General features: G+C 64.7%; 27 protein-coding genes. 13 read left to right on the forward strand and 14 right to left on the reverse strand.

The window, feature by feature from the left end; translation table 11 throughout:
- Positions 1–10: 10 nt before the first annotated feature.
- The gene (locus tag VB672_RS00610; RefSeq protein ID WP_329782225.1) at positions 11–472 is read right to left on the reverse strand and encodes a MarR family winged helix-turn-helix transcriptional regulator; all 462 of its coding nucleotides are present in this window, start codon (positions 470–472) and stop codon (positions 11–13) included.
- Between the two features lie 150 nt (positions 473–622).
- Here VB672_RS00610 and VB672_RS00615 point away from each other — a divergent pair, with 150 nt between their 5' ends.
- Complete coding sequence (locus tag VB672_RS00615; RefSeq protein WP_329782226.1) at positions 623–1042, forward strand: organic hydroperoxide resistance protein; 420 nt, start codon at positions 623–625, stop codon at positions 1040–1042.
- 63 nt (positions 1043–1105) lie between these two features.
- On the opposite strand, the gene VB672_RS00620 is transcribed toward VB672_RS00615, so the two are convergent.
- The 3 genes from VB672_RS00620 to carA form a co-directional block, all read right to left on the reverse strand.
- Positions 1106–1654 carry a cupin domain-containing protein gene (locus VB672_RS00620; RefSeq protein ID WP_329782227.1) on the reverse strand — a complete coding sequence of 183 codons (549 nt, stop codon included), beginning with the start codon at positions 1652–1654 and terminating at the stop codon, positions 1106–1108.
- 73 nt (positions 1655–1727) lie between these two features.
- Positions 1728–2102, reverse strand: a complete 375-nt coding sequence (locus tag VB672_RS00625; protein WP_329782228.1) for a hypothetical protein — start codon at positions 2100–2102, stop codon at positions 1728–1730.
- 121 nt (positions 2103–2223) lie between these two features.
- A complete protein-coding gene (gene carA / locus VB672_RS00630; protein WP_329782229.1) occupies positions 2224–3435 on the reverse strand; it encodes a glutamine-hydrolyzing carbamoyl-phosphate synthase small subunit in 1212 nt (403 codons plus the stop codon).
- A gap of 143 nt (positions 3436–3578) precedes the next feature.
- Here carA and VB672_RS00635 point away from each other — a divergent pair, with 143 nt between their 5' ends.
- The gene (locus tag VB672_RS00635; protein WP_329782230.1) at positions 3579–4037 is read left to right on the forward strand and encodes a GatB/YqeY domain-containing protein; all 459 of its coding nucleotides are present in this window, start codon (positions 3579–3581) and stop codon (positions 4035–4037) included.
- A gap of 332 nt (positions 4038–4369) precedes the next feature.
- Positions 4370–4993 (forward strand): LysE family translocator, encoded by a 624-nt coding sequence (locus VB672_RS00640; protein ID WP_329782231.1) that lies wholly within the window; start codon positions 4370–4372, stop codon positions 4991–4993.
- Between the two features lie 34 nt (positions 4994–5027).
- Here VB672_RS00640 and VB672_RS00645 read toward each other — a convergent pair whose 3' ends face one another.
- From VB672_RS00645 to VB672_RS00655, 3 genes are all read right to left on the reverse strand, one after another.
- The gene (locus VB672_RS00645; RefSeq protein ID WP_329782232.1) at positions 5028–5432 is read right to left on the reverse strand and encodes a VOC family protein; all 405 of its coding nucleotides are present in this window, start codon (positions 5430–5432) and stop codon (positions 5028–5030) included.
- 137 nt (positions 5433–5569) lie between these two features.
- Entirely contained in the window at positions 5570–5911 is a 342-nt protein-coding gene (locus VB672_RS00650; protein WP_329782233.1) for a hypothetical protein, read from the reverse strand.
- A 181-nt stretch (positions 5912–6092) separates the two neighbouring features.
- Entirely contained in the window at positions 6093–8213 is a 2121-nt protein-coding gene (locus VB672_RS00655) for a M10 family metallopeptidase C-terminal domain-containing protein (protein ID WP_329782234.1), read from the reverse strand.
- A gap of 258 nt (positions 8214–8471) precedes the next feature.
- On the opposite strand from VB672_RS00655, the gene dnaG reads away from it, so the two are divergent.
- From dnaG to VB672_RS00690, 7 genes are all read left to right on the forward strand, one after another.
- Complete coding sequence (dnaG, locus tag VB672_RS00660; RefSeq protein WP_329782235.1) at positions 8472–10364, forward strand: DNA primase; 1893 nt, start codon at positions 8472–8474, stop codon at positions 10362–10364.
- 193 nt (positions 10365–10557) lie between these two features.
- Entirely contained in the window at positions 10558–12552 is a 1995-nt protein-coding gene (rpoD, locus tag VB672_RS00665) for an RNA polymerase sigma factor RpoD (protein ID WP_329782236.1), read from the forward strand.
- A gap of 75 nt (positions 12553–12627) precedes the next feature.
- Positions 12628–13134: a GNAT family N-acetyltransferase gene (locus VB672_RS00670; RefSeq protein ID WP_442931892.1), complete on the forward strand. Its 507-nt coding sequence runs from the start codon at positions 12628–12630 to the stop codon at positions 13132–13134.
- On the forward strand, positions 13131–13538 hold the full coding sequence (locus VB672_RS00675; RefSeq protein ID WP_329782238.1) for a CidA/LrgA family protein: 408 nt from the start codon (positions 13131–13133) through the stop codon (positions 13536–13538). The genes VB672_RS00670 and VB672_RS00675 overlap by 4 nt, the downstream gene beginning before the upstream one ends.
- A complete protein-coding gene (locus VB672_RS00680; RefSeq protein ID WP_329782239.1) occupies positions 13535–14257 on the forward strand; it encodes an LrgB family protein in 723 nt (240 codons plus the stop codon). The genes VB672_RS00675 and VB672_RS00680 overlap by 4 nt, the downstream gene beginning before the upstream one ends.
- A gap of 85 nt (positions 14258–14342) precedes the next feature.
- Positions 14343–14807 carry a DUF1801 domain-containing protein gene (locus VB672_RS00685; protein ID WP_329782240.1) on the forward strand — a complete coding sequence of 155 codons (465 nt, stop codon included), beginning with the start codon at positions 14343–14345 and terminating at the stop codon, positions 14805–14807.
- 24 nt (positions 14808–14831) lie between these two features.
- On the forward strand, positions 14832–15275 hold the full coding sequence (locus VB672_RS00690) for a DUF1801 domain-containing protein (protein WP_329782241.1): 444 nt from the start codon (positions 14832–14834) through the stop codon (positions 15273–15275).
- Here the strand turns inward: VB672_RS00690 and VB672_RS00695 are convergent.
- Positions 15272–16378, reverse strand: coding sequence for a serine hydrolase domain-containing protein (locus VB672_RS00695; RefSeq protein ID WP_329782242.1), 1107 nt, complete (start codon positions 16376–16378; stop codon positions 15272–15274). The genes VB672_RS00690 and VB672_RS00695 overlap by 4 nt on opposite strands.
- Before the next feature lie 195 nt (positions 16379–16573).
- Here VB672_RS00695 and VB672_RS00700 point away from each other — a divergent pair, with 195 nt between their 5' ends.
- Positions 16574–17848, forward strand: a complete 1275-nt coding sequence (locus VB672_RS00700) for a dicarboxylate/amino acid:cation symporter (RefSeq protein ID WP_329782243.1) — start codon at positions 16574–16576, stop codon at positions 17846–17848.
- A gap of 71 nt (positions 17849–17919) precedes the next feature.
- On the opposite strand, the gene VB672_RS00705 is transcribed toward VB672_RS00700, so the two are convergent.
- Positions 17920–19143, reverse strand: a complete 1224-nt coding sequence (locus VB672_RS00705; RefSeq protein WP_329782244.1) for a CAP domain-containing protein — start codon at positions 19141–19143, stop codon at positions 17920–17922.
- 287 nt (positions 19144–19430) lie between these two features.
- Between VB672_RS00705 and VB672_RS00710 the strand changes: the two genes are divergently transcribed.
- Positions 19431–20651 (forward strand): MFS transporter, encoded by a 1221-nt coding sequence (locus tag VB672_RS00710; RefSeq protein ID WP_329782245.1) that lies wholly within the window; start codon positions 19431–19433, stop codon positions 20649–20651.
- An 11-nt stretch (positions 20652–20662) separates the two neighbouring features.
- On the opposite strand, the gene VB672_RS00715 is transcribed toward VB672_RS00710, so the two are convergent.
- From VB672_RS00715 to VB672_RS00730, 4 genes are all read right to left on the reverse strand, one after another.
- The gene (locus VB672_RS00715; protein WP_329782246.1) at positions 20663–21424 is read right to left on the reverse strand and encodes an isocitrate lyase/PEP mutase family protein; all 762 of its coding nucleotides are present in this window, start codon (positions 21422–21424) and stop codon (positions 20663–20665) included.
- Between the two features lie 5 nt (positions 21425–21429).
- A complete protein-coding gene (locus tag VB672_RS00720) occupies positions 21430–22485 on the reverse strand; it encodes a bifunctional transcriptional activator/DNA repair enzyme AdaA (RefSeq protein ID WP_329782247.1) in 1056 nt (351 codons plus the stop codon).
- Positions 22486–22556: 71 nt separating this feature from the next.
- Positions 22557–23885, reverse strand: a complete 1329-nt coding sequence (locus VB672_RS00725) for a cytochrome c peroxidase (RefSeq protein WP_329782248.1) — start codon at positions 23883–23885, stop codon at positions 22557–22559.
- Between the two features lie 5 nt (positions 23886–23890).
- A complete protein-coding gene (locus tag VB672_RS00730) occupies positions 23891–24745 on the reverse strand; it encodes a hypothetical protein (RefSeq protein ID WP_329782249.1) in 855 nt (284 codons plus the stop codon).
- Positions 24746–24867: 122 nt separating this feature from the next.
- Here VB672_RS00730 and VB672_RS00735 point away from each other — a divergent pair, with 122 nt between their 5' ends.
- A complete protein-coding gene (locus tag VB672_RS00735; protein ID WP_329782250.1) occupies positions 24868–25527 on the forward strand; it encodes a Fe2+-dependent dioxygenase in 660 nt (219 codons plus the stop codon).
- A 6-nt stretch (positions 25528–25533) separates the two neighbouring features.
- Here VB672_RS00735 and VB672_RS00740 read toward each other — a convergent pair whose 3' ends face one another.
- Complete coding sequence (locus VB672_RS00740) at positions 25534–26154, reverse strand: TIGR02466 family protein (protein ID WP_329782251.1); 621 nt, start codon at positions 26152–26154, stop codon at positions 25534–25536.
- Between the last annotated feature and the right edge of the window lie 143 nt (positions 26155–26297).

A 26297-nucleotide genomic window follows, 5' to 3' on the forward strand; every position in this document is an offset into this window, starting at 1 on the left:
TCCCCTGAATTCAGGATGTCGCCGAAGGTGCCGCCGAGTCATGGAGCCTGCCGCGCAGTTTCGCAACCTCCTGGGTCAAGGCCCTGACCTCGTCGAAGGACAGGCCCAGCACGCAGCCGACCTGCTTGGGGATTTCCTCGGCCTTCTTCCGGAGAGACCGGCCGGTCTCGGTGAGGGAAACCCTGACCTGCCGCTCGTCCTTCCTGTCGCGGGTGCGGCGGACATAGCCGGCCGATTCGAGACGCTTCAGCAGGGGGGTAAGGGTGCCGGAATCGAGAAACAGCCGATCCCCTATCTCTTTCACGGTGAGATCGTCCTGCTCCCAGAGCACCAGCAGAACCACATATTGCGGATATGTGAGGCGGAGCGGGTCTAGGAACTGACGATAGGCCCGGCTGAAGGCGTGAGAGGCGGAATAGAAGGCAAAGCACAGCTGGTTATCAAGCGCCAACATTTCCGGTTTCTTCGTCATCGTCACCTCCACCCGGGACAACCTGCGAAAAATAGGTTGCACACAATCGAATTCAGGTCTATGTCTATAAATAGATCGAGCGCAATTGAATTGCTTACATGTGATCTAGCCGTCAAGACTTCCAGTCCGGACACATCAAGGAACTCTTCCATGACCCCGCTCTACACAGCCCATGCTTCAGCCCGCGGCGGACGCGAAGGCGTCGCCGCTTCCAACGATGGCAAGTTGGAGCTTCGTCTCTCTACGCCGAAGGAGCTCGGCGGCGCGGGCGGCGAGGGGACCAATCCGGAGCAGCTCTTCGCGGCCGGCTACTCGGCCTGCTTCCTGGGCGCGCTGAAATTCGTCGCCTCGCAGAACAAGATCACGCTCCCGGCCGATGCCCATGTGGAGGCCAAGGTCGGCATCGGCAAGCGCGATGACGGCGCGGGCTTCGGCCTGGTGGTGGAGCTGAAGGCAAACTTGCCCGGTCTGTCTCAGGAGCAGGCGACCGATCTGGTGCAGAAGGCCGATGTGGTCTGCCCTTATTCCCACGCGATCCGGGGTAACGTGCAGGTCACGCTGTCGGTCTGAAGAACAGCAATAAGCCGTAGGGGCAAGGGCCTCCTGCCTTTCGAGGCAGGGGGCCTTCAATGTTTAGGTCCACAGCTTCATGAGCGCTCCGTCGGGCCCGTCGACCGGGTCGGCATCCGGCAGCGGCACTTGCGCAATGCGCTGCTGCGACATCGCGAGAGCGGTTGGATCGTCCCGGATGGTTTCGTAATCAGCGCCATTCGGATAGGCTCCGACCACGGCGAAGTCATCGCTCGCGTTGATGCGCGCATGGGCGACGCCTGCCGGGATGATCAAGACGTCACCAGCGCTCAGTGTGATGAGTTCGCCGTCCTCGCCGCCGAAGCGGACCTGGGCCGAACCCGAGACGATGCCGAGCACCTCGTGGGTGTTCGGATGGTAGTGGTGGTAGTCGTGGATGCCGTCGAGCCAAGCGTTCGTCCAGCCGTTCCTGGCGAAGGTGGCCTTGAAGGATTTGGCGGGATCCTGGGGGGAGGGCGAGATCGCCCCACGGCGGATCACCAGCGGCAGGGAAGGATTGTTGGGAACGATCCCATTGCTCTGGAAGACGACCGCTTCCGCTCCGTGAGGCGCGTCAGAACGAGCCGCGCCAGCTCCTGTCGGTTGAACCATGCGTGCCTCCTTGGGTCGGGAGAGAACGCATGGTGCCGACGAAAGGTCGAGCGCGACCGTTGATTCTGTCGCCTTACATGCCGATGAGCATGGCCGCGACGGCGCGGTCGATGGACAGGTAGAACATCGCAAAGGCCACGGCCGCCGCGACGGCGAACTCGATGATCTGGTTCTTGAAGATCCGGAACTGGGCGAAAAGGTTCTGGCCGAAGATCGAGACCAGCCAGGCCGCCGTGAGCACCACCGGGAAGATGAAGAGATAGGACCAGGTGCTCTCCACCGTACCCACATTGGTGGGATCGATCAGGGGGCGGATGTTGCGCACCCAGGGAGCGTAGAGAGCGGCATAGAGCGACGTCAGCCAGGAGAGCGTGACGGCGATGCCGAGGTGAAACGTGAACAGGTTGTGCAATCGGCCGAACTCGCCGGCATCGTCATCGAAATCCATTTGAAAACCCCCAAAACAAGGCCCGGAATCATTTTATTTTTATGGTTAATGATCGGTTACCGTGATTTGGGCGGCTGGCGCAACCGACGCGTTTGTCGCGGCGCCAGCCTTCACGAAGTCGTTAGGCCTTCGCCTTCTTCTGCTCCATCAGCTCGACGAAGCGGTCGAACAGGTAATGGCTGTCCTGCGGGCCGGGCGAGGCTTCCGGATGGTACTGCACCGAGAAGGCCGGGCGGTCGGTGAGCGAGATGCCGCAATTGGAGCCGTCGAACAGGGACACGTGGGTCTCCACGGCGTTCTGCGGCAGGGTCTCTGGATCCACCGCGAAGCCGTGGTTCATGGAGGTGATCTCGACCTTGCCGGTGGTCTTGTCCTTCACCGGATGGTTCGCCCCGTGATGGCCCTGGTGCATCTTCTTGGTCTTGGCGCCCACGGCCAGGCTCAGCATCTGGTGGCCGAGACAGATGCCGAAGGTCGGGATCTTCTCGTCGAGCACCTTGCGGATCACCGGCACGGCATATTCGCCCGTCGCCGCCGGATCGCCGGGGCCGTTGGAGAGGAACACGCCGTCCGGCTTCAGGGCGAGCACGTCCTCCGCCGAGGCGGTGGCGGGAACCACCGTCACCTTGCACCCGGCGCGGGCCAGGAGCCGCAGGATGTTGCGCTTCACGCCGTAATCGATGGCGACCACGTGGTGCTTCGGGGCGCCGTCCTGATGGCCGTAGCCTTCCCCGCGCGTCCAGGTGGTCTCGTCCCAGTCGAAGCGCTGGGCGCTGGTCACGAGGGGCACGAGGTCTTGGCCGTCCATGGAGGGCAGGGCGGCGGCCCTGGCCTTCAGAGCCTCCATGTCGAACCGGCCTTCCGGATCGTGGGCGATGACCGCGTTCGGCATGCCCTTGTCGCGGATGAGCGCGGTGAGCGCCCTCGTGTCGATGCCCGAGAGGCCGACGATGCTGCGGGCTTTCAGCCAGGCGTCCAGGTCGCGGGAGGCGCGCCAGTTGGACGGCTCGGTGATGGTCGCCGCCAGCACGACGCCGCGCACGCCCGAGGACGAGGCGGCGTTGACGCTCTCGATGTCCTCTTCGTTGGTGCCCACATTGCCGATATGCGGGAACGTGAAGGTGATGATCTGGCCCGCATAGGACGGGTCGGTCAGGATCTCCTGGTAGCCCGTCATGGCGGTGTTGAAGCAGACCTCGCCGGTCGCCTCGCCGACGGCCCCGATGCCGAAGCCTTCGAGAACCGTTCCGTCCTGGAGCACGAGAACCGCGGTCGCGCGCGGCTCGGCCCAGCCACCCGAGAGGGACCCGGTGGTGTCTTTGTCTTGCAGCATCGTCATGATCTCTTGTAAGTCCGGGGCCAACAGGCCGTGCTTGAGCAGGCCGTAACCCGGGCCGCCCTTGAACTACCCCCGTGACTTAAGGGGCCGTTCGCGTTCCGTCAACGCTCAAGCGTCTTAAAACCAAGGAGAACTCCATGCTGCGCGAACGTTTCACCACCGAAATGAAGGAGGCCATGAAGGCCGGCGACAAGGGCAGGCTTGGTGCCATCCGGCTGATCCAGGCGGCCCTCAAGGACAAGGACATCGAAGCCCGCGGCAACGGCAAGGAGCCCCTGTCCGACGAGGAGATCCTGGCTCTCCTGCAGAAGATGGTGAAGCAGCGCCAGGAATCGATCACCATGTACGAGCAGGGCGGCCGCACGGAGCTCGCCCAGCAGGAGAAGGACGAGGTCGCGGTGATCTCCTCCTACCTGCCGCAGCAGATGGACGAGGCCGAGACCAGGGCCGCCATCGAAGCCGCCATCGCCGAGACCGGCGCCGCCTCCATGAAGGACATGGGCAAGGTCGTGGGCGCTTTGCGAGCCAAGTATGCCGGCCGCATGGACTTCGCCAAGGCGAGCGGCCTCGTGAAGGACATGCTGCCCAAGGGGTGAGACGAGGCTCGTCTCGGAGGCTGCGCTTCGGGTCATCCCTCGTCGTCAGCGGTGATGGATCCCGGGCTCTGCTGCGCAGCCCCGGAATGATATCCTTTCCCGTCATCCCCGTTTCCGAGTTTGTCCCGGGGATCACGATCCGAAGAGCGCGGCGCTTTTCAGCATCGGGATGGCCGGCACAAGGCCGGCCATGACGCGAGGGTGGGCGGCAACCGTACCGGCCTGCGGCCGCCGGGTACGACATTCCGTTCGGCATTTCCAGCCGGTGTGCTAAGCATGAACCCAGCTGTTCGCATCCGACGATGCGCCCTACGAACGAGCATCGGTGCCCCATGAGCCTCGAACTCTGGCTGATCTATCTGGTCGCTGCGATCGGCCTCTCGCTGACGCCGGGGCCGAATGGCCTGCTGTCGCTGACGCATGGCGTCTGCTACGGCTTCCGTCCCACGATCTATACGGTGCTGGGCGGCGCGCTCGGATTCTTCATCCTCATCGCGGCCTCGCTCGCCGGCATGGGGGCACTGCTCGCCGCCTCGGAGCGGGCCTTCACGATCGCCAAGTGGATCGGCGCCGCTTACCTCGTCTATCTCGGCATCCGCATCTGGCGCTCGCCCGCTTCCATCATCGATGTTGCAGAGCAGGACGGGGGATCGCGCCGGGCGCGGCCGCTGTGGATGTTCAATCAGGGTTTCCTCGTGGCGGTGTCGAACCCGAAGGCGCTGATCTTCTTTGCGGCCTTCCTGCCGCAATTCATGGTCCCGGGCGTCTCCTTTCCGGTCCAGCTGGCGCTGTTCGGCGGCACCTTCGTGGTGGTGGAGATCGTCTACGAGCTTCTTCTCGCCGTCATGGCGCAGCGCGTGGCTCCGTGGCTGACCCGCCATGGGCGCTGGTTCAACCGTGCCGCAGGCACAACCTTCGTGGGCATCGGCGTCGCGCTCACGACCGCCAGCCGCTGACCGGCGCTCGCACTCCATCGCCCCGCCATTCTCTTCACGGTCGCCCGTCCGTGAACTGAACCAGATCCCACAGATTGCCGTACAGATCCTCGAACACGGCCACGATGCCGTAGGAGGCCTGCTTCGGCTCGCGGATGAAGGTGATCCCGGCCTCGACCATGGCGGCATGGTCGCGGTAGAAATCGTCGGTGCGCAGGAACAGGAAGACCCGGCCGCCGGCCTGGTTGCCGATGAAGGTTTCCTGATGGGCCGAGGATGCACGGGCCAGCAGCAGGGACGTGCTCCCGTCGCCCCGCGGCCGGACCACGACCCAACGCTTGTCCTGCTCCGCTTGGTAGGTGTCCTCGACAAGCTCGAACCGGAGCTTGTTGACGTAGAAATCGATCGCCTCGTCGTAATCGCGAACGACGAGAGCGATATGGGCGATGCTTTGATTCACGGGTGTCCACCTCTCACGCCGTGAGAATGGAGTGCCCGCGTTTCCGGAAGAAGAGCGAAGGTCGCCTTGTCCACTTGAAACGGCGCCTCGCCATGGAGCGCGACCGAGCCCTATCTTGCCCGGATCATCAGAGGCGCTCACATGTGCGGCGAGCGATCGATGCAGTCGTCGTCCAGGAGGTCGTGGAAGCTGATCCGGACCCGGCTCAAATGGTCCGCCGATCCGGCCGCCGCCCCGAGGCCCACGAGCGCGTTCATCCCGCCCACGAGGCACTCGTCGGCGCCGGCCGGCCTGATGCGGACCTGGCGATGCCGCACCCGCGCTTCGAAATCGTTGAGGAGGAACAGGGTCCCAGGATCGATGTCGATATCGACGCGGGCGTAGCGTTTCCCGTCCTCATGGGCGACCACCTGGATTCCTCCCAGAAGATGCTGGAGCTCCTTCGGCCATTCCACGATGGGATTCTGGGTGAGCGGCATCGGTTGACCCCGATTCTTGGCAATCCTTCGACGAGAACGCCTTCCATCGATTCAAGCGAAGGCCACGCTTGCTGGTTCCATTCCGAGGTCTCTCCCCTTCCGCTCCCTTAAGAATAGGGCCGTCGGAAGCGGGATGCAGCGGACCGTCCGGGTGGCCCGCTGCATCCCATTTCCTGACCGGTCAGAGGTAGAAATCCGTCGTCTTCATCGAAGCGACGCCGAGGAGGCCGATCTGGAAATCCGCCGCCTTGTCGCCGTTGACGTCGCCGGACAGGATCCCGCCGCTGAAGTTCAGCTGACCGGCCTTGCCGGTGAACGCGGTGCTCCCGATGAAGGAAAACGCCTGGTTGCCCGAGAGCCTGGTGTTGGCGTCGATGCCGCGCAGGTCGATCCTGTCGACGCCGGACGTGAAGTCCTGGATCGTGTCGCCCGCCGCAGGCCCGGTGTCGCCGGCCGCCTTGAACAGGAAGAGGTCGCCGTTCGCGCCGCCTGCCAGCATGTCGGCGCCGCCGCCGCCGTACAGGATGTCCTTGCCGCCCTGGCCGTACAGGGTATCGGCCGAGGAGCCGCCCTCGAGATAGTCGGCGCCGTCGCCCCCTTCGAGCCAGTCCGAGCCGCCACGACCGTACAGGGCGTCCGACCCGGCCCCGCCCAGGAGGGCGTTGGCCGCATCGTTGCCGCGCAGGAAATCCGCATGGCGGCTGCCGGTGAGGTTCTCGATGCCGACATAGCTGTCCCGGTAGGCGTCCCGGGTGTTCTTCGAGGCGGCCATCAGGTCGGCGACGACGCCCGCCGTTGCCGTCGCATAGCTTGCCGTGTCGGTTCCGGCTCCGCCATCCAGGACGTCCCGGCCCGATCCGCCGACGAGGACGTCGTTTCCCTCCAGGCCGTAGAGCGCATCGTTTCCGGCCCTGCCGTCGATCCGGTCGTTCCCGGCCGCTCCGTAGAGGTTGTCGGCCGCGCTCGTGCCGGTCAGAACGAGATCCTGGACGACCGGAGGCTCCTCCGTGACCGAGGGGTCGTCGGTGGCGGGCGGCTCGGGGGTGACCGGCTCCTCGACGGCGGTGAGTTCTGCCGCCGTATAGACCCGGTCGCTGAACTGATAGACTTCCGTGTTCCGGACGATGTCCGTGCCGTCCGATGCGCCCGTGCGCAGGTCCTGGACCTGCAGCGAGCCGTCGGCCAGGAGAGTCACGCCGTAATCGGAGCGCTGGCCGCCGAAGACCGCCATGTCGCTGCCGCTGCCGCCGTCGAGCAGATCGTCGCCTTGGGCGCCGGTCAGCTTGTCGTTGCCCGCATTTCCCGTGAGCGCGTTGGCCGCCTGGTTGCCGGTGATCGTGTCGGAGCCCGATCCGCCGACGGCATTCTCGATCAGGGAGCGGAGGTCGCCGTTGTGGAGCAGCGCATTGGCGATGTTGCCGGCCGCCAGGCGCCCGCCGTCGAAGCGCAGCTTGGCCAACTGGGCCGTCGCCGTCGTGGTCCAGCCGCCCGGCCGCAGATCGACCTTCAGGTTGGTGCCGTAGTTCGAAAAGTCGTAAGTATCGGTGCCGCCGCCGTCCCAGACCGTCAGCAGAATCCTGTTGCCGCCGGGGGCCGACTGGCCGATGCCGTCGATGAACATCTCGCCGGTGGCGGCACTCCAGGAATAGACGGTGTTGGAGCCGTTGGTGCCGTAATTGGCGCCGTACATGTGCTGCAGGGCGGCGATGTCGACCATCATCAGCGACTGCGCATAGCCCCAGGTCTCGTTCACGTAGCCCCAGGTGGTGGAGGCCCCGGGATACGACCGGTAGCTCATGACCGTGTATTCGAGGGAGTCGCGGTCGGACGGCATGCCGTTCGTGTGGGGATGTTCCAGGCCGAGGGCGTGCCCGATCTCGTGCAGGAAGGTCAGATGGGCGTAATTGCCCTTGACCGGGTTGCTGTAGGAGCCCCGCGATTGGTTGAACCAGGCATCGCCCCCTTCGGCCTCCGTGCTCGGGTAATAGGCCCATGCGGTCCTGGGCGCATCTGACAAGGCGAAGCGCAGGTCGGCGTGATCCGTCGCTGTTTCCGCGATCTCGCTGAAGGTGAGATCGGCCACTGAGGAATAAAGCGACAGGGCCGTGCGGACCGTCGCCTGCTGGAGCGTGTTGAGAGCACCGAAATTGGTGACGTTCTCTCCCTCGCCGTAGGACGCGCCGTAATGGGACCCGTCCGTTGGAAAGCTATAGCTGAAGCTGTCCGCCGCCCATTTGTATTCACCGAGAAGACCGTTGGTATAAGAATCGCCACTGGGATTGATTGTCGTAACAGCGGGCATGGCCCCAAACTCCAAGATTTCTTCTTGTTCTTGCAATGCTTCGACGTTGGCATGGGCCCGTTAACAAAGGTTCCCTTTGGGCAGCGGGAGCGGCGCAGGATTATGTTCCAAATCGTCGCAGGCGCGGTTTCGCGTGCCGGCGGACCCGAGCGGCGACCCTGGCCTGTGGATTGCGGGCACAGAAAAGCTTGGCTTCTGCGTTTTTAACTCGATGGAAGCCGCTCTAGTTTATGGAGCAGGTTTGGAGATCACCGCCTCGTGCGCTACCCGCCCCAAATCCTCGAAGAGATCCGCGCCCGGCTCCCGACCTCTGCGGTCGTCGGCAAGCGCGTGCGCCTGAAGAAGGCCGGGCGGGAATGGAAGGGGCTGTCGCCGTTCAACGCGGAGAAGACGCCGTCCTTCTACGTGAATGACCAGAAGCAGTTCTACCATTGCTTCTCGTCCGGTAAGCACGGCGACATCTTCACCTTCCTCATGGAAACGGAAGGGCTTTCCTTTCCCGAGGCCGTGGAGCGGCTGGCCGGCGAGGCCGGGGTGCCGTTGCCCAAGCTTTCCCGGGAGGATCGGCAGGAGGAGGTCAAGCGCAAGAACCTCCATGACATCATGGAACTGGCGGCCGAGTTCTTCGAGACTTCGCTTCAGGGACCCTCCGGCGCCAAGGCGCGGGACTATCTCGCCGGTCGTGCCTTGAGCCGGGACACGCAAGCCCGCTTCCGTATCGGCTATGCCCCGTCCGAGCGCTATGCCCTGCGCGACCACCTCGCCGGCAAGGGCGTTCCCGTCGAGATGATGGTGGAGGCGGGGCTCGTCCATGCGGGCGAGGAAGGAAAGATCCCGGCCGACCGTTTCCGCGACCGGGTCATGTTCCCGATCTGCGACGTGCGCGGCCGGGTCATCGCCTTCGGCGGCCGGGCCATGAGCGCCGACGTGCCGGCCAAGTACCTCAACTCGCCCGATACGCCGCTCTTCAACAAGGGGCGGCTCCTCTACAACTACCACCTCGCCCGCCAGCCCGCCCACGACCGGGGCACGGTGATTGCCGTGGAAGGCTATGTGGACGTGATCTCGCTCTCCGTCGCGGGCTTTCCCCATGCGGTCGCGCCGCTTGGCACGGCCCTGACGGAGGACCAGCTCGCGCTGCTCTGGCGCCTGGCGGAAGAACCGATTCTTTGCTTCGACGGCGACAAGGCCGGTCAGCGGGCGGCCTATCGGGCCCTCGACGTTGCCTTACCCAACCTGATGCCGGGCAAGTCCCTGCGTTTCGCCATGCTGCCCGAGGGGCAGGACCCGGACGATCTCGCCCGCGCGGGCGGAAGCGCCGCCGTGGAGCGGGTGCTCGCCTCAGCCAGGCCTCTCGTCGACGTGCTCTGGGCCCGGGAGCTGGAGGCCGGCCCGCTCGATACCCCCGAGCGTCGAGCCGCTCTGGAGCGGCGCCTGCGCGAATCACTGACACTGATTCGCGACGAAACACTCAAGAAATACTACCGGGAGGAGGTCGAAGGCCGCCTTGCGGCCCTCAATCCCGATTCCCGGGCCAACCGGTTCAACCGCCAGGGCGGGGGCTCGCGCCGGGACTTCCAGAAGCCCCAGCCCATGACGCCGAGCGCCCGGTTGAGCGTCTCGCCGCTGCTCGCCCGCAGCCCGCTTTTCGTCGGCGGAGCCGCCGAGAGTCCGCGCGAGGCGATGATCCTCTGCACCTTCCTGGTTCACCCGGAACTCGTTCAGAATCACGTGGAAACCCTTGCAGATCTTGAACTTGAGGGCCGGCCTGCCCAAATGGTGCGCAGTCTCCTGCTCGATGGAGCGGCGAGCGGCGAAGCTGCCGATCCGGCTGTCATGAGGGCCCGCCTCGAACGGGCCGGGCTGACCCAGGCGGCAGACAGGCTGACGGCCCTGGTCCGTCCCGGCGACCGGTGGATGCTGGATCCACATGCGGATCCCTTGCGGCTTGAGGACGCATTGAGGCAAGCCATCACCTTGCATCGCCGCGCACGCACGTTACATAGCGAACTTCGGGCTGCGGAGCGCGCCCTTGCCGAAGAGGACAACGAGGCCAATCTCGCCTGGCTGCGGGAGGTCCAGAACCAATTGTCCTCCGTCGAGGGTGCTGAGGCCGATATGGACAGCGGAGGGCTCTCGGGGAGCCACTGATGTCTCACACGATCGGGGGGCGGCAGGCGCGGCTGCGGCACTCTGGACAGGGGATGGTTAACGGTTAGTCAAGCGACTCACTGTTTAGAATTGGCAATGAATTTCAGGTGGCGGAGCCCTGGGCCTCGGCCACCCATTCGCGCATCGCAGGTCCTGTAGGGGGGACAAGCGGGGCGCTGGAGTTGAGCAAAGCATGGCGACGAAGACAACCGGCGGCGACGAAGGCGATACGACGACGACCGAGCAGCAGACCGATGGGCCCCTGCTCGACCTGAGCGATGCCGCCGTCAAGCGGATGATCAAGCTCGCGAAGAAGCGCGGGTACGTCACTTATGACGAATTGAACGAGGTCCTGCCTCCGGAGGAGTTCTCCTCGGAGCAGATCGAGGACGTTCTCGGCCAGCTCTCCGAGATGGGCATCAACGTCGTCGAGTCCGAGGAGACCGACGAGAACGCCCAGCCGGAGGCCGACGAGGAAGAGAGCGAGGGCGGCGATCTCGTCGAGGCCTCCCAGACCCGCGCGGTCGCGGTGCGCGAGACCACCAAGGAGCCGACCGACCGCACGGACGATCCGGTGCGCATGTACCTGCGCGAGATGGGCTCGGTGGAGCTTCTCTCCCGCGAGGGCGAAATCGCGATTGCCAAGCGCATCGAGGCCGGGCGCGAGGCCATGATCGCGGGCCTCTGCGAGAGCCCGCTGACCTTCCAGGCCATCATCATCTGGCGCGACGAGCTCGTCGAGGGCCGGGTGCTCCTGCGTGACATCATCGACCTCGAGGCCACCTATGCCGGCCCCGACGGCAAGGGTGCGCCCAAGGTGGATGCCCTGAGCGAGGGTGAGCCGGAGGAGGAGGCCGCCGAGACCGAAGAGGGCATGACCCCGCCCGAGGGCGAGCTCGACGACGACGACATGGAGAACAACGTGTCGCTTTCGGCCATGGAGGCCGAGCTGAAGCCGCGCGTTCTCGAGACCTTCGATTCCATCGCCGACAACTACAAGAAGCTGCGCCGTCTGCAGGTCGAGCATGTGGAACAGCGCATGCAGAACAAGCAGCTGACCCCGGCCCAGGAGCGCAAGTACAAGGAGCTCAAGGCGGATATCGTGGCGGCGGTGAAGTCCCTGTCACTGAACAATAACCGCATCGAAGCCTTGGTCGAGCAGCTCTACGACATCAACAAGCGCCTCATCTCCCATGAGGGCCGCCTGATGCGCTTGGCCGAAAGCCACGGGGTGGCCCGCGAGGAGTTCCTCAAGCACTACCAGGGCTGGGAACTCGACCCGAAATGGGTGCTGCGCGTCTCCAAGCTCGGCGGCAAGGGCTGGAAGGACTTCGTCGCCAAGGCGAAGGATAAGATCCACGACCTGCGCGAGAACATCCACACGCTCGCCAGCGAGACCGGCCTGGAGATCCAGGAGTTCCGCCGCATCGTCATGATGGTGCAGAAGGGCGAGCGCGAGGCCCGTCAGGCGAAGAAGGAAATGATCGAGGCGAACCTTCGCCTCGTGATCTCCATCGCCAAGAAGTACACGAACCGCGGCCTTCAGTTCCTGGACCTGATCCAGGAGGGCAATATCGGCCTCATGAAGGCGGTGGACAAGTTCGAGTACCGGCGCGGCTACAAGTTCTCGACCTACGCCACCTGGTGGATCCGGCAGGCGATCACCCGGTCGATCGCCGACCAGGCCCGCACGATCCGCATCCCGGTGCACATGATCGAGACGATCAACAAGATCGTCCGCACGTCGCGCCAGATGCTCCACGAGATCGGCCGCGAGCCGACCCCGGAGGAGCTGGCGGAAAAGCTCGCCATGCCGCTGGAGAAGGTGCGCAAGGTCCTTAAGATCGCCAAGGAACCGATCTCCCTCGAGACGCCCATCGGCGACGAGGAGGATTCACACCTCGGCGACTTCATCGAGGACAAGAACGCGATCCTGCCCATCGACGCGGCGATCCAGAGCAATCTTCGTGAGACCACGACGCGAGTGCTCGCGTCGTTGACCCCGCGCGAGGAAAGAGTGCTGCGCATGCGCTTCGGCATCGGCATGAACACCGACCACACCCTCGAGGAGGTCGGCCAGCAGTTCTCGGTGACCCGCGAGCGCATCCGCCAGATCGAGGCGAAGGCCCTGCGCAAGCTCAAGCATCCGAGCCGCAGCCGGAAGCTCCGGAGCTTCCTCGACAATTAAGCGAACTGACAAGGCGGGCTTCGGACCCGCCTTTTTCTTGGATCGGTCCCCATGGTCAGCCTGCCCCATGACGGATTGCGCATCCGTCCCGCGGTTCCCCACGATGTTGCGCCTCTGTGCGAGATCCTGAACGTCATCATCGGGATCGGCGGCACGACCGCCTACGAGACGCCGATGACCCATGCCGCGTTCGGCAGGATCTTCATCGATGGCGAGGACTGCATCGCCTGTCTCGTTGCCGAAGATGCGCGGACTGCGATGCCTCTGGGGTTCCAGGCGCTCAGCCGCTATCCCGGACTATCGGACGGCTGGGCGGATATCGGCACCTTCGCCCGGGCGAAGCCGAAGGTCCCTGGCGTCGGAACTGCCTTGTTCGAGCACACGAAAGCGAAAGCGGCAGAACTCGGGCTGATCGCCATCAATGCCGTGATCCGCGCGGACAACAAGGGCGGTCTGGCCTATTACGAGAAGATGGGCTTCGAGACCTACAAGGTCCATGAGGGAGTTCCCCTCCAGGATGGCACGCCCGTGGACCGCATCTTCAAGCGCTATCTTGTGAGACCAGCAACCGGCTCGCGATGATCATCAGCCTCACCGTCATTCTCCTGTGCCAGCTCCTGGGCGAGGTCGTCGCGCGTGGCCTCGGCTGGCCTTTGCCCGGCCCGGTGCTCGGCATGCTGTTCCTGCTGGCGTTCCTGATGCTGCGCGACAGGATCCAGTCAAGGGTACCGGAGTTCGGCCGCACCCTGGACACAACCGGCAAGGGGTTGCTCGCGCATCTCTCGCTGCTGTTCATCCCGGCGAGCGTCGGCGTCGTGCAAAGGCTCGACGTGCTGGCGGAATATGGCATCGGGCTCGTCGTCGCGCTCGTGGTCTCGACCTTCGTCACGCTCGTCGTGACGGTGGCGACCTTCGTCGTCGTGTCGCGCCTGAGCGGTTCGACCATGGAAGCGACGGACGATGCGCGGGCAGGGGAGAAGCCATGAGTGGCCAGGCTTTTTCGCTGTGGGTTTACCTTTCGCAGACGCCGCTGCTCTGGCTCGTGGTGACGCTCGGGGCTTACGTGATCGCCGACCGGATCTCCCAAGCCTGCAAGCGGCATCCTCTGTGCAATCCGGTCCTGATCTCCGTCTTGGCCGTCGCTCTCGTGCTGTGGGCGACGCGCACGTCCTACCCGGTCTATTTCGAGGGTGCGAAATTCGTGCACTTCCTGCTCGGGCCGGCCACCGTGGCGCTGGCTATTCCGCTCTATGAAAACAGGCGCATCGTCCTGCGCGCCATCGTGCCCATGATGGTGGCGCTGGTCGTAGGCTCCGTCACGGCGATCGTCTCGGCGGTGAGCGTCGCGCAGCTCTTCGGCATACCGATTCCGATCCTCGTCTCGCTTGCGCCGAAATCCGTCACCGCTCCCGTGGGCATGGGCATCACCGAAGCGTTAGGGGGAGATCCGGCCCTGACGGCCGTCCTGATCATGCTCACCGGCGTCGTCGGCTCGATCATGGTCACGCCGCTGATGAACGGCTTACGCATGACGGACTGGCGCGCCCGCGGCTTCGCGGTGGGGCTCGCCTCGCACGGCATCGGGACGGCCCGCGCGTTTCAGGTCAATTCGCTCGCGGGGACCTTTGCCGGCATCGCCATGGGCCTCAATGCGCTCGTCACCGCGCTGCTTCTGCCGCTGGTGCTGGGCCTGCTGCTGGATTAGGACTTGTTTACACAATAGAAGCAGGATGAAGGGCGTCAGCACGTCAGCACGTCAGCACGTCCGCACGTCAGCAATGGGGGCACCAATGACCGATCCTGCGCTCACTAGGACATCCGGGAAGCCTGCGAAGGTCGCAAAGACGACCGCGGAGCCGGCACTTCTCTCGGGCGGCAATCCTCAGATCGCGAAAGGCTACGGCGATGCTCCCGTGCAGGCCTATATCGCCGCGATGCCGGGCTGGAAGAGCGATGTGGGACGCCGCCTCGACGCGCTCATCACGCGCACCGTTCCCGGTGTGCACAAGGCCGTCAAATGGAACTCGCCGCTCTACGGCATCGAGGGACGGGGCTGGTTCCTCGGCATTCATTGCTTCGCGAAATACATCAAGATCGCCTTCTTCCGCGGCGCGCTGCTCAACCCCATTCCTCCTGAAGGGTCCAGACAAAAGGACGTGCGCTACTTCCATATCCACGAGAACGATCCCCTGGACGAAGCGCAGTTTGCAGCCTGGGTAGAGCAGGCCAGCCAACTGCCCGGCGAGACCATGTAAGCGGCAACCACAAGGACGAAAGCCATGACGACGGACGACGTGCAAGAGGCCGATGGAGAGCAATCGTCCTCTCGGCTGATCGATGCGAAGATCGAGGAACTGAGCGATTGGCGGGGCGAGATGCTCGCCCGGGTTCGCACTCTCATCAGAGAGGCCGATCCCGACGTGATCGAGGAGGTGAAGTGGCGAGGCGTCCCGGTCTGGTCGCACGACGGGATCATCTGCACGGGCGAGACCTACAAGAACGTCGTGAAGATGACCTTCGCCAAGGGGGCTTCGCTGGAGGATCCGTCACGCCTCTTCAATTCCAGCCTCGAAGGCAGTACCCGCCGTGCCATCGATCTCCGCGAGGGCGACAGGATCGACGAGGAGGCCCTGAAGGCGCTCATTCGCGCGGCTGTGGCATTGAACACGTCGAAGAAGGCGAGCGCTCGCTCGGTTCGCACGAAGAAGAGGCCGGGCATTTAGAGCCGCCTCTCGAACGACGGCCGACCGCCTGATCCCAGGCTGCCGGTCGTCTCGCCTGGCTTCGGCAGGAAGGCCGGCACGATGCCGTCCGCCACGAGGGCGTGAAGCTGTCCGATATAGTTGTCCTCGCGGGACGGTTCGGTCGCATCCGACGTCATGACGATGGACAGGCCGAGGCTGGGAATGACGTAGAGCATCTGGCCGCCGAAGCCCCAGGCGTAATGGGCCCTGTGCCCGCGCATCTCGCGCATGAACCAGCCATAGCCGTACGCATCGCCGGTGAAGGGTGATGATGTGCGCGGCGTCCAGGATTCCCTGATCCAGTTTTCCGAGACGACGCGCTTGCCGTCGATCATGCCGCCCTGGCGATACATCTCGCCGAAGCGCAGGAGCGCGCGGGGCGAGAGCGCCATCTCGTTGCCGCCGAGATAGATGCCCTGCGGATCGCGCGTCCAGGGCGCGATGGTGATGTCGAGCGGCTCCCCGAGCCAGTCGCGGGCCAGATCGAGCGTGCTGCGCTTCGAGGCCCGGGTCAGCGCCGCCGAGAGGAGATGCGTGCTGCCGGTCGAATAGAGCATGCGCCCGCCGGGCTCGTCCACGAAGGGGCGCGAGAGCGCGTAGCGGACCCAGTTGCCGCTGCTGATCCAGGCGCCGTAGTTGCGGCCCGAGGTGCGCTCCAGTCCGGCCTGCATGGAGAGCAGATGGCCGACGGTGACCTGCCGGATCCTCGGATCGGCGTCGGCGGGAATGCTCGGACCGAGGATCGACGCGACCGGCTGGTCGACGCTCTGCAGAACGCCGCGCTCGATGGCGATGCCGACCAGCGCCGACATGATGGTCTTCGACGCGGACTTGATGTTCGTCGGACGGTCGAGCCTTGCACCGCCGAAGGCCCGCTCGGTCAGGACGTTCCCGTTGTGGGACACGATCAGAGCGCGCAGGTTCGGGAGCTCCCTGCCACGCTCGACCGTGTCCTCGAACAGCTTGACATCGAGAGCCGAGGGAGGGGAGGCCGGCTGGGCGGAGGCGTTCATCGCGCCGGCGAACGTGAGGAGAAGAGCCAGTCCAGTTTGGCGTCGGTCTAGGCTTGAGAGGAGGCGCATGAATCGGTCTGGGGTCTTTTTGCTCGGACAACCCCGGAGATGGATGGCCATCCCAGAGGGGCAACAGGCTCACACGCCATTGTGAGGATGAGCCGCCCATGCGGCATCCCGCCCCCAGCCCTGCACAGGCGGCATTTGTGCTTTCTCCGGCCAGAGCTTATTTGCAGATGCATTCGTAAATACAAGGCGATCCACATGTTTAATTCGTGGTTTACACGACCGCTCTGGCAGCGCGTCGCCGTGGGCTTTGCCCTCGGCATTCTGGCGGGTGTGCTGGCCGGAGAGCAGGCGACCGCCTGGTTCAAGCCGCTCGGCGACCTCTACTTGAATCTGGTGCGGATGATCGTGATTCCGCTCGTGTTCTTCACGATCACGTCCAGTGTGGCGAAGCTCGCCGAGGCAGGCAACGTGGCGCGCTTGGGCCTGCGGACCCTGTTCTGGTTCGTCGCCACCTCGGCGATCGCCGTGCTGGTGGGCATCGCCTTCGGCCATCTCATCGATCCGGGCCTTGGCCTCTCCAACCTGCCGCTCGGCGAGGTGAAGCCGCGCACGATCCCGACGCCGCTCGAGGTGCTGATCGGCATCGTGCCGACGAACCCGATCAAGGCCATGGCCGACACCAACGTGCTGCAAGTGCTGTTCTTCGCCGGCATCGTCGGCGCGGCGCTCGTCTCGCTGGGCGAGAAGACCGCCGGCATCCGCAGCCTCGTCGATCAGGGCGCGACGCTGGTGTTCCGCATCACGCGCTGGGTGCTGCAGCTCACCCCCATCGGTACGTTCGGCCTGATCGCCTGGGTTGTCGGGCGCTACGGCCTGGCGTCGCTCTTGCCGCTCGGCAAGTTTATCGCCGCCATGTATCTCGCCTGTCTGTTCCACATCGTCGTGGTCTATGGCGGTCTCCTGAAGCTGCACGGCCTGAAGGTGGGTCGCTTCTTCCGCGGCGCCGCGCCGGCCATGCAGATGGCCTTCGCCACCTCGTCGAGCCTCGCCACGCTGCCCATGTCCCTGCGCGTGGCCGTCGAGAAGCTCGGCGTGCCGCAGAGCTATGCGAGCTTCGCCGTGCCGCTCGGCGCCAACGTGAAGATGGACGGGTGCGGGGCGATCTATCCCGCCATCGCGTCGATCTTCATCGCTCAGTATTTCGGCCTTGATCTCTCGCTGACGCAGTACGTGCTCATCGGCCTGACGGCGGTTCTGGGCTCGCTCGGCACCGCCGGCGTGCCCGGCACTTCCATCGTCATGCTCACGCTGACCTTGAGCACCGCGGGACTGCCGCTCGAAGGCATCGGCTACATCATCGCGATCGACCGCGTCGTCGACATGATGCGCACCATGACCAACGTGACGGGCCAGATCCTCGTGCCGGTGATCGTCGCCAAGGAGGAGCGCGTCCTCGACCGGGCCGTCTATGACGGCACCGTCGAGACGCATGTTCCGGCGGGAGAAACGGTCCTCGTCGCTGCCGAGTGACCGCAAGCCGCACCTGGCAAGAAAAAGGCGGGCTCTCGAGCCCGCCCTTTTGCTTTTGGAATGCGCCTGCGTCAGAACAGGAAGTCGGACGCACCGATCAGCGAGAGCTTCACGTTCAGTAGGGTGATCGACTGGCCGTCGCCCCTGATGATCACGTCGTCAGCCTTGCCGTCGCTGTCGGCATTGAACTGGCGGATGCCGAGCTCCCTGAAGCTCAGATCCGTGGCGCGCAGATCAATGCGGTCGCTGCCGTTCCTGAAATCGGTGATCTTGTCCTTGCCCCACTGACCCGAGAAGCGGAACGTGTCCGCATGCGTGCCGCCGGTCAGAATGTCGTTGCCGCTGCTGCCCGACAGGGTGTCCTTTCCGCTGTCGCCGTAAAGGCGATCGTTGCCGGCATTGCCCGTGAGGGCGTCGTTCCCGGTTCCACCATAGAGCTTGTCACTGCCGCCGTTGCCGAAGAGCTTGTCGTTGCCGCCATTGCCATTGATCGTGTCGGCCGCAGATGTGCCCCTGAGGGTGTTGCTGCCCGCGGTGCCGTCGAGGGGGCCAGTGGTCGGAGTGCCTCCGGTCGTCGGCGTGCCCGTTGCCGGGTCGATGAGGTCGAGCTTCACGTTGGCGCTGCCGATGGTCACCTGACTGGTCACGGGGGCGAAGCCGCCACCCGAGAAGGTGATTGTGTACGTGCCGGCAGCAAGCGCCAGGCTGTAGCCGCCGGCGGCATGCGTCGTGGTGCTGTACTGAGCGCCGCTCGCGCTCACGGCGGTCACGCTGAGGCCGCCGAGACCCTCGCCGATGTCGTAGAGGCGGTCGCCGTCCTTGTCGTCCATGCTGACGCCGGTGAGGAACACCGCCGTGCCGGACAGGGCGAAATTCTGCGTGACGAAGGCCCCGTCCCAGGTCTGGTACGAGCCTGTGTCGAATCCGATGCCGATTTCGCGGAAGGTTCCGTTGAGAATGTTGGCCTTGTGACCAGGGCTGTTCATCAGGTTCGCGTGCAGCAGCTCCACCTCGTCCTGGAGTCCCGCAGGAGCGCGGGCGCTGACCCAGGCGATGTTCTCCGCCGAGGTCCAAGAGCCTGCGAAGATATAGCCTGCATTGATCATTCGCTGGTGCGGAGAAGACCCGCCCGCACCCGCATGGTCGAACGTGTCGGTCGCGATCATCCAGCTGCTGTGAGAATCCGCCGATTCGTTGAGGTCGCCGTTGAGGGCAAGCGGCTGAGCGCCTGTTTTCGCCCGTTCGCGGTTCACCAGCTCGAGCATCAACTGCTCATAGGCCGTGGCTTGCGACATGAAACACCCCTTGGTCTTATCAATTCTTCAAATTGCCGAAGTCAAAGCTCGGAGCCCTGTGCATTAGAGAGGAAATGGGAAGAAGTTGTGACCTGCGTGATACCTTGTTTCTCGAAAGATCTCCGGGATTATCGGCAGGACAGGCAGGAAACTTAGCCTGCCTGCGCTGTAACCCTGCCCTGCAGGATGAGAGGGAGATCGGACGCGGATTCTGGTCTATAGCAGAGGCTGGAAACGCCTTAAGGCCGGGCTTGGCGGCAAGCTTGGCATCATCACGAAGAACAACGATGACCAACCAGACGCCTGCCCTGTCCGCTGCCCCGCAGCCCGTGCGAGTGGAGCGTGTCGCCGTTCCGATCCTGGCGGCCATCAGCGTTTCGCACATGCTGAACGACCTCATCCAGTCGCTGCTGCCGGCGATCTACCCGATCCTCAAAAGCAATTTTCACCTCGATTTCGGGCAGATCGGCCTGCTGACCCTGACGTTTCAGCTCACCGCATCGCTGCTCCAGCCCCTGATCGGCTCATTCACGGATCGCCGACCGCAGCCGTTCTCCCTCGTCGTCGGCATGGGCTTTACCCTCATCGGCCTGCTGACGCTCTCGCGGGCGGGCTCCTATCCGGTCCTGCTTCTGGCGGCGGCCCTCGTCGGCATGGGATCATCGGTCTTTCACCCGGAATCCTCCCGGGTCGCCCGTCTCGCCTCGGGCGGGCGGCACGGTTTGGCTCAGTCGGTGTTCCAGGTCGGGGGCAATGCGGGGACGGCCTTGGGCCCGCTGCTCGCCGCCTTCATCGTCGTGCCGTTCGGGCAGCCGAGCATCGCGTGGTTTTCCGCCGTGGCCCTGCTGGCGATGCTGATCCTGTTCGCCATCGGGCGCTGGTATCAGGCCAAGCTCGCGGATCTGCGCGCCAAGCCCCGTGCGCCTGAGAGCGGATCGCTGGTCTCCAAGAGGCGCATCGCCATCTCGCTCGCGATTCTGATCCTGCTGGTTTTCTCGAAGGACTTCTACGTCGCGAGCCTCACCAACTACTTCACCTTCTACCTGATCTCAAAGTTCCAGGTTTCGGTGCAGGACGCGCAGATCTATCTCTTCGTCTTCCTCGGCGCGCTTGCCGTCGGGACGGTTCTCGGCGGCGCCATCGGCGACAGGATCGGGCGGCGCTACGTGATCTGGATCTCGATTCTCGGCGTTCTGCCCTTCACGCTGGCGATGCCCTACGCCAACCTGTTCTGGACGGCGGTCCTGAGCGTCACCATCGGGCTCGTTCTGGCCTCGGCCTTCTCGTCGATTCTCGTCTACGCCACGGAACTCGTGCCCGGCCGTGTCGGCACCATCGCGGGCCTCTTCTTCGGCCTCTCCTTCGGCATGGCGGGCCTGGGTGCGGCGCTGCTGGGGCAACTGGCCGACATGACGAGCATCGAGACCGTCTACAGGGTCTGCTCGTTCCTGCCGGCCATTGGCCTCTTGGCGTACTTCCTGCCGAAGATCGAGAAGAAGCGCGCTTAAAAAAGCATCCGTCAGAGCAGGGCCGCGCGTGCGGCATCCTCAAGAGCCTTCATCGCCATGCGGTATGGGCCCGGCCCATGGCTGATGCGGGCGACGCCGAGCTCCGCGAGACGCGCGGCCGAAGGCGTCCTCGCGCCTGCCATGATGTTCACCGGAAGAGGCGAGCCTTCGACGACACGGGCGATCAGCCTCTCGTCGGCAAGGCCGGGGACGAAGAACCCGTCGGCCCCGGCATCGGCATAGGCGCGGGCCCGTTCCAGGGCGGCGGCGGCGAGGCTCTCGTGCTGATCTGCCGACGCGATCAGGAATACGTCCGTTCGCGCGTTCAGAAAGGCCGGAACCCCGAACCTGTCTGCCGCAGCCTTGGCGCCTTTGAGGCGCGCGGCTTGGTCCGATACCTCACGCAGCGTCGCTTCACGGAAGCCGTCCTCGATGTTGTAGCCGATGGCGCCGGCCTGCACCGCGCGGCCGATCGTGGCACCGACCGCCTCGGGATCGGCCCCGTAACCGCTCTCCAGATCGACGGTGACCGGCAAATGGGTTGCCGCCACGATGCGCTCCAGATTGGCGATGGCGAGATCGAATGGCATGTGCTCGCCGTCGTCGAAGCCGTGCGCGGCCGCGACCGACCAGCTCCCTGTGGCAACGGCCTTCGCGCCGCTCGCCGCAACGGCCTTGGCGCTGCCCGCATCCCAGGCGTTGAACAGGATGATCGGCCGTCCTGGAACGTGGAGATCCTTGAACGTCTTGGCTTTCGTGACTTGGTCCGTCATGCTTCTTACCCCTTGGAGAATGTCGCTGCGATGCGTCGCTCGTGTTCCAGCAGCCATTGCTTGCGCCAGATCTTGCCACCATAGCCGGTGAGCGACCCGTCGGCGCCGATCACGCGGTGACAGGGCACGATGATTGCCACCTGATTGGCGCCGTTCGCCCGTGCCACGGCACGCGGCGCATCGGGACGGTTGATGGAGCGGGCAATCTCGCCGTAGCTGCGCGTGGTGCCTGCCGGGATCTGCTGCAGGGCATTCCAGACCGTTGTCTCGAAGGGCGTCCCTTTCTGAACGACGGGCACGTCGAAGGACAGCGAGTGCCCGGCAAAGTATTGCTCCACCTGACGGGCTAATGTGTCGAGCATTGGATGTTGCCCGAAGCATATCGGCCCGACGCGGTTGCGCAAGCGTTCGATCTCGGTCGGAAGCGCCTTTCGCTCTGCGAATTCCAGCAGGTGCACGCCCGCATCGTCCGCCACGGCAAGCATGGCACCGATGGGTGTGTCGAGCCATTGCGCCGTCAGGATCTGATGCATCGGCGTGCGGATCGGAGCATCGCCGATAAGCCGGCTGATTGCATCGCGGAAGCCGCTGCCGGATTCGTAGCCAGCATCGAGCTGGGCATCCATCACGGAACCTCCCCGCTGCAATGTGTTCACCGCTAGGCCCAAACGCTGCGAGCGCGCATATTGCGCGAAGGTGATGCCGTATTCGCGCTGGAACGCTCGGCGCACGGTGGAGGGGTCGTATCCGAGAGCCTTCACGTCCTCGGCGCTCCAGCGTTTTTCCGGCTCGGACCTGATCTTGTCCCTCAAGGCATCGAGCGCGCCGCTCGCCGGTCGCTTGAGGTCGAGGGGCTTGCAGCGCAGGCAGGGGCGAAAGCCCGCATCCTGGGCCGCGTCCTTGCAGGAGAAGAACACCACGTTGTGGCGCTTCGGCTTCCTGGCCGGGCAGGTCAGGCGACAGAAGATGCCTGTCGTCTTCACGCCCACATAGGCAAATCCCTCATAGGAAGGATCGCGGGCGATGAGGGCGGCAAAAAGGGTGTCGTCGTCACGAAGCATTGGCATGACCCTGTTTTAGCGCAGCCGCCGGGGGCGTGTCGCCGGAAACGAGGCGTGTATTTTTCTTTTCCTCAGCGGGCCTGAGCGATTTCGACACTGAGGCGCATCTCCGGATGGATGCCGCAGATCACGTCGTAGTGGCCCGGCTGATCGAACCCGACGGTCACCGTGTCGCCCGGGTTCTGGGCATCGGAATTGAAGCTCTTGCCCGGCCCGTCGATGCGCACGTTATGCACGCGGGTGTCGTCGTTGAGGATCCGCAGGGCCTCGCCCACCTTCAGAATGATGGCGCCGGGCGTGAAGCGGCGGTCCTTCTGGCTGACGGTGGAGACGGGGATCGCCTGCGCATTCGTGCCCAAGACCATCGTCTTCGCCGGCAGGTTCGCGGGCCGGGGAGGATCGTCGCTCGACAGGGTGTTGAGGAACGCAACGAGCTGCGACCGCTCCTTGTCGTCGAGATCGAGCTTCCGTGGCAGGTCGGCCGAGAGGGTGGGGCGCTGCACCACCCGTTTGGCGTAGTGGTCGACGACGTCGTCGAACGTGTCCAGCGAGCCGTCATGCATATAGGGCGCCGACCAGACGCGCTCGCGCAGGCTCGGCGTCTTGAAGGCATGGTCGACCGCGCTCACCCCGAGAACGGGCCCGCGGCCCTTGTCCTGGCTCGGCAGGCCAATGTCGTGGAACGCCTCATCGGTGAAGCGCCAGCCCTGGTGGCACGCCACGCATCCGGCCTTGCCGACGAAAAGGGAGAGGCCGGCCAGCTCATCAGGCTCCAGCGCCTTGTCGTCGCCTTTCACCCAGCGGTCGAATCGACTTTCAGGTGAGACGAGCGTCCGTTGGAAGGCCGCAAGAGCCTTGGCCAGATTGGCTTGCGTGACGACAGGATCATCCGGGAAGGCGTCCGCGAATGCTTTGCGCATCTGCGCATCGGTGGACAGTGCGCGCAAGGCCGTCTGCAGGTTGCCGGCCATCTCGCGCTCGTTCTCGATGGGCACCATCGCCTGCGCTTCCAGGCTCGGAGCCCTGCCGTCCCAGAAGAAGGACAGGCCCCAGGCCAGATTCCAAAGAGGGGGCGTGCGACGGTCGAGGGGTTGTCCGTCATGGCCGACATGGCGGTCCACGCCGTCGGAGAAGGACAAGTCGGCCTGATGGCAGGTCGCGCATGCCATGTCGCCGGAACCCGAAAGGCGCGTGTCCTCGAACAGTTTCGCGCCGAGCGCCACCTTGTCCGGAGTGGCCGGATTGTCGGCGGGCGTCGGGGCATGGTCGGGACGCGCGAAGACCGTTCGCCAGTGCTCGACATCGAGCGGGGCGGGCTTGTCGGCCGCTCCGCCGACGAGGGCCGCGAGCACAAGGCTCGCGAGCACCCGGCCGGCTTTGGCGAGGCCTTCGCGCGGCATGGCGGTTACTGGAAGTTTCCGAGCTGCAGCTCGAACTTCGCGACGGTGCTCAGGAATTCGCCGGAATCCTTGACCGCCTGCTTCGGCGGCGTCACGGCCGGGAAGGTGGCCTTCAGGTCGCTGAGGCTCGCCTGCAGGGCCTTGGCCGCGTCCGCGTTCTTGGCAGAGGCTGCCGGCATGACGGTGCCGACGAGCCGATCGACCTCCAGCACGAAGCCGCGCGCATCCTGGTACTCGACCACGTTGGCGATGCGGTTCTTCTCGACGGCCTCTTCGTATTCGTCGGCGGCCTGCTGCAGGACTTCGAGAGCCGTTTCGAGGACGAAATAGGTGCCGTTCTCTTCCTTCGCCTTCACGGCCGTCTCGGCAGCGGTCAAACGCTCGTCGAGAGCCGCACGGGCGCGGACATAGGCCTCCTTGTTCTTGGCCTTCACGGTCTGGGACAGGGACTTCAGGGCCGCCTGGAAGGGGGCGATGTTGAAGCTCTTCAGCTGGTCGCGGATGCTGCCGTAGATCTCTTCCTCCGGATGCAGGAAGTGAGGCAGGGCGTCGGCCCAGCGGCCGCCCTCGATCAGCTCGGCGCCGACCAGAAGATGGCCCCGAATCATCTCGATACCACGATAGACGTGGATGGACGGCTGGAGCTGCGCGGCACCGCCGCCTTCACCCTCGCCCTCGCCGCCAGCCGTTGCGGCCGGTGCCGCATGACCCTGGTGCTGAGCGAGGTGGAGCAGGGTCTGGTCGGCCTTGGCTTCGATCCCGGCCTGAGGCTGGACGGGCAGGACCGTTCCTTGAGAAGCCGCGGGTGCCGCGACCAGGACGGCGGTGCCCAGGCCCGCCCAAATCTTCCGTTTCTTCATGATATCTCCCCTCGGCAGGAAAGGTCGCCGCGGTCAGTTTAGAAAAGATAAAAACTGCGTGCCTTTACAATGATTTAGCTACATCCTATGGGGGTTTCTGACAAGCCTGTAGGGTCTCTCCCATGCTGATCACCATCGCGGATGTCCTGCCTCGAGACGAACTTGACGAAGTCCGTGCCGTGCTGGGCTCCATGCGCTTCGAGGATGGCCGTGCGACGGCAGGATGGAGTGCCAAGCTGGTCAAGGACAACGAGCAGGCCCGCGAAGGCGCCGCGCTCACCTTGCTTCGGGAGAAGGTGTCGAAGGCCATCCTCGGCAACGAGGTCTTCGGCCTCGCCGTGCGCCCGAAGGTGCTGACGCCGCTGACCTTTGCCCGCTACGGCGAGGGCAAGGCTTATGGATCTCACGTGGACAATCCGCTGATGAACGGCGTCCGCACCGATGTGTCCTTCACGCTCTTCCTGGCCGATCCGGACTCCTATGATGGTGGAGAGCTGGTGATCGAATCAGTCTCCGGCGAAGAGGAGGTGAAGCTGCCGGCAGGGCACCTCGTCGCCTATGATTCCACGAGCCTGCACCGGGTGGCGGCGGTTACGCGGGGAGAGCGCGTCGTGGCGGTGGGCTGGGCGCAGAGCTACGTACGCGACAGCGCCAGACGCGAGCTTCTGTTCGACCTGGAGACGGCCAAGCGCACCCTGTTCGCCCGGTCCGGCAAGACGCCGGAATTCGACCTCCTGGCGAAGTCCAGCGCCAATCTCTTCCGGATGTGGGCCGAGGCTTAACGCCTGCTACTGCCAGGAGTAATTGAAGCTCACGCTGATGCGCTCGCTCTCGGCCTCGTTCAGGGGCACCTCGTGACGCAGCCAGCTTTCCCAGAGCAGCACCGTGCCGGGAACCGGCTTCATATAGGCGAATTGCCGGTTCTCTTGCCGTGCCTTGGCCTTGCGCGGCGGGGCCGCCATCATGAAGCCGAGACGCGGATCCTCGAGCTTGAGCGCACTCGCGCCTTCCGGGATAGTCACGTAATAGGTGCCGCTGATCACCGAATGCGGGTGAATGTGCGAGGTGTGGATGCCGCCGGGCGGAAGGATGTTGATCCACAGGCTGTCGAGCACGAGCTTGCGGCCCTGGAGGTCGAGTTCCAGCTCCTTGGCGAAGGCCGCCACATGCTTGTCGAGGTCCTTCAGGAGCTCGCCGAAAACGGGTACCCGCCAAGGGAGGTCGTTCAGGGAGGCATAGGACGTGTAGCCCGGATAGCCGTGCTTGGCACACCAGCGCTGGCCGGCCTCGTCGTCCTCGGCGATGGAGAGGCAGGCCGCCTCCAGCTCCCCGTTCCGGCGCTCGGCTTTGGCGCCCGTCAGCTCGGCGCGGTAGACTTTGGTGACGAAAAGCGTATCGATGCTTGCCATGGCTTGGCTCTATTCCGGCGGCCGGCTTCTGTCAAAGCCATTGCCCTTTCGAGACAGGCATCCCAGCTTTCATGATGGAAAGTTTCCCCATGGGTTGAAGGATCCATGGGGGCAACACACCTTGGCCTTATGATGTCACCCTC

Origin of the sequence: Microvirga sp. CF3016 (assembly GCF_036314085.1) — a bacterium.
In the GTDB taxonomy this organism is placed as follows: domain Bacteria; phylum Pseudomonadota; class Alphaproteobacteria; order Rhizobiales; family Beijerinckiaceae; genus Microvirga.

What these genes read in the sequence shown, in the direction of transcription:
- VB672_RS00610 (WP_329782225.1), bottom strand. Translation starts at nt 472, where the DNA reads ATGACGAAGAAACCGGAAATGTTGGCGCTTGATAACCAGCTGTGCTTT.
- VB672_RS00615 (WP_329782226.1), top strand. Translation starts at nt 623, where the DNA reads ATGACCCCGCTCTACACAGCCCATGCTTCAGCCCGCGGCGGACGCGAA.
- VB672_RS00620 (WP_329782227.1), bottom strand. Translation starts at nt 1,654, where the DNA reads ATGGTTCAACCGACAGGAGCTGGCGCGGCTCGTTCTGACGCGCCTCAC.
- VB672_RS00625 (WP_329782228.1), bottom strand. Translation starts at nt 2,102, where the DNA reads ATGGATTTCGATGACGATGCCGGCGAGTTCGGCCGATTGCACAACCTG.
- carA (WP_329782229.1), bottom strand. Translation starts at nt 3,435, where the DNA reads ATGCTGCAAGACAAAGACACCACCGGGTCCCTCTCGGGTGGCTGGGCC.
- VB672_RS00635 (WP_329782230.1), top strand. Translation starts at nt 3,579, where the DNA reads ATGCTGCGCGAACGTTTCACCACCGAAATGAAGGAGGCCATGAAGGCC.
- VB672_RS00640 (WP_329782231.1), top strand. Translation starts at nt 4,370, where the DNA reads ATGAGCCTCGAACTCTGGCTGATCTATCTGGTCGCTGCGATCGGCCTC.
- VB672_RS00650 (WP_329782233.1), bottom strand. Translation starts at nt 5,911, where the DNA reads ATGCCGCTCACCCAGAATCCCATCGTGGAATGGCCGAAGGAGCTCCAG.
- VB672_RS00655 (WP_329782234.1), bottom strand. Translation starts at nt 8,213, where the DNA reads ATGCCCGCTGTTACGACAATCAATCCCAGTGGCGATTCTTATACCAAC.
- rpoD (WP_329782236.1), top strand. Translation starts at nt 10,558, where the DNA reads ATGGCGACGAAGACAACCGGCGGCGACGAAGGCGATACGACGACGACC.
- VB672_RS00675 (WP_329782238.1), top strand. Translation starts at nt 13,131, where the DNA reads ATGATCATCAGCCTCACCGTCATTCTCCTGTGCCAGCTCCTGGGCGAG.
- VB672_RS00680 (WP_329782239.1), top strand. Translation starts at nt 13,535, where the DNA reads ATGAGTGGCCAGGCTTTTTCGCTGTGGGTTTACCTTTCGCAGACGCCG.
- VB672_RS00685 (WP_329782240.1), top strand. Translation starts at nt 14,343, where the DNA reads ATGACCGATCCTGCGCTCACTAGGACATCCGGGAAGCCTGCGAAGGTC.
- VB672_RS00690 (WP_329782241.1), top strand. Translation starts at nt 14,832, where the DNA reads ATGACGACGGACGACGTGCAAGAGGCCGATGGAGAGCAATCGTCCTCT.
- VB672_RS00695 (WP_329782242.1), bottom strand. Translation starts at nt 16,378, where the DNA reads ATGCGCCTCCTCTCAAGCCTAGACCGACGCCAAACTGGACTGGCTCTT.
- VB672_RS00700 (WP_329782243.1), top strand. Translation starts at nt 16,574, where the DNA reads ATGTTTAATTCGTGGTTTACACGACCGCTCTGGCAGCGCGTCGCCGTG.
- VB672_RS00705 (WP_329782244.1), bottom strand. Translation starts at nt 19,143, where the DNA reads ATGTCGCAAGCCACGGCCTATGAGCAGTTGATGCTCGAGCTGGTGAAC.
- VB672_RS00710 (WP_329782245.1), top strand. Translation starts at nt 19,431, where the DNA reads ATGACCAACCAGACGCCTGCCCTGTCCGCTGCCCCGCAGCCCGTGCGA.
- VB672_RS00715 (WP_329782246.1), bottom strand. Translation starts at nt 21,424, where the DNA reads ATGACGGACCAAGTCACGAAAGCCAAGACGTTCAAGGATCTCCACGTT.
- VB672_RS00720 (WP_329782247.1), bottom strand. Translation starts at nt 22,485, where the DNA reads ATGCTTCGTGACGACGACACCCTTTTTGCCGCCCTCATCGCCCGCGAT.
- VB672_RS00725 (WP_329782248.1), bottom strand. Translation starts at nt 23,885, where the DNA reads ATGCCGCGCGAAGGCCTCGCCAAAGCCGGCCGGGTGCTCGCGAGCCTT.
- VB672_RS00730 (WP_329782249.1), bottom strand. Translation starts at nt 24,745, where the DNA reads ATGAAGAAACGGAAGATTTGGGCGGGCCTGGGCACCGCCGTCCTGGTC.
- VB672_RS00735 (WP_329782250.1), top strand. Translation starts at nt 24,868, where the DNA reads ATGCTGATCACCATCGCGGATGTCCTGCCTCGAGACGAACTTGACGAA.
- VB672_RS00740 (WP_329782251.1), bottom strand. Translation starts at nt 26,154, where the DNA reads ATGGCAAGCATCGATACGCTTTTCGTCACCAAAGTCTACCGCGCCGAG.